Origin of the sequence: Hymenobacter roseosalivarius DSM 11622, assembly GCF_900176135.1 — a bacterium.
Taxonomy (GTDB): domain Bacteria; phylum Bacteroidota; class Bacteroidia; order Cytophagales; family Hymenobacteraceae; genus Hymenobacter; species Hymenobacter roseosalivarius.
Window position 1 is genome coordinate 1 of record NZ_FWWW01000031.1, and the last position, 1,235, is coordinate 1,235.

General features: G+C 53.4%; 1 protein-coding gene. It reads left to right on the forward strand.

Features of this window, described 5'->3' with window-relative positions; all coding sequences use genetic code 11:
- Nucleotides 1-227 precede the first annotated feature (227 nt).
- Nucleotides 228-1,217 (forward strand): IS110 family RNA-guided transposase, encoded by a 990-nt coding sequence (locus B9A24_RS01555; protein ID WP_084443376.1) that lies wholly within the window; start codon nt 228-230, stop codon nt 1,215-1,217.
- Nucleotides 1,218-1,235 lie beyond the last annotated feature (18 nt).

Below are 1,235 nucleotides of genomic sequence, written 5' to 3' on the forward strand. Positions count from 1 at the left end.
TTATCCTATGTTCACCTGCCCGCCGTAATTTGGGTCATTGAGAAGGAAAAGGGCGGAATAAGATTCTTCTCTTATGGGGCTCCGAGCCCGTTTAACAGGACAATCCCCTCCCTTTTCTAGGGCTACTTTGGACAGTTCCAGTAGGCCACGAGCCTGTATCAGGATAGTAAAAGACTCCCTAGAAGTCCTTCGCAGTACTTTTTCCCCACCCTTTCACTACTTCCACGATGGTTACTGCCTCTTTATTACCCGTTGTCGGCCTGGACGTGAGTAAAGCCACGCTCGCCGTTTGTTACCAAGTAAATGAGCTCGTCAAACACCTGGAAGTCAGTAATACTAAAGCGGGTTTTCAGCAGCTGGTGAAGGCTTGTGGGGCACATTGCCGATTTGTGATGGAAGCCACCGGCACCTATAACCTAGCCCTGGCCTATTACCTGCACGAGCAGGGTGGAGAGGTCGCCGTACTGAACCCACTGGTCATTAAGCGCTTCATTCAGATGCACTTGAGTAAAGGCAAAAGTGACCGCAAAGATGCGCAGTGGCTGTTACGTTACGGCCAGCAGCAACTGGTCAACGTCTGGCAGCCGGACGAAACGGTGCTGGTGGAATGTCGGCAACTCGAACAGGTGAACGAGCAGCTGCTCAAGCAAAAAACCATGGTTAGTAATTCCCTGGAAGCTTTGCAACGCCAACCTGTCAGTAGTAAGCAGGCGCTAAAACGCCTGCAGCAGATGCGCAAAACCTTGACCCAGCAAATAGCCCTGGTCGAGGCCGAGTTGCTGACCCTATTAGAACAGCGCTTTGCGGCCCAGATGACGCTGCTGTGCTCGATTCCGGGCATTGGGCGCAAGACGGCGGGCATGCTGCTGCTCTTTGCTAGTGGCTTTACGCACTTCGACAACTACCGCCAGTTGATTGCCCTGGCTGGTTTGTCGCCTCGCGAGCATACTTCCGGCACCAGCATCCGCGGGAAGGTGCGCATCACGAAAATGGGCGGCGGCTTAATTCGCGGTAAGCTCTTCCTGTGCAGCTTTTCGGCCAAGAAAATGAATGCGGCCTGCGCCGCCCTTTTTGACCGACTCGTCGCCCAGGGCAAGAACAAGAAGCTGGCGCTGATTGCCGTCTGCAACAAGCTCCTCAAACAGGCTTTTGCCATCGTCAAATCGGGCGTGCCCTACCAAGCTGATTTTTGCTCAAAACTTGCTCCCACCCCTTGACTTTTAACACAGTTCATG

Excerpts from the sequence above, each read along its gene's own strand:
- B9A24_RS01555 (WP_084443376.1), top strand. The coding sequence starts at position 228 with ATGGTTACTGCCTCTTTATTACCCGTTGTCGGCCTGGACGTGAGTAAA.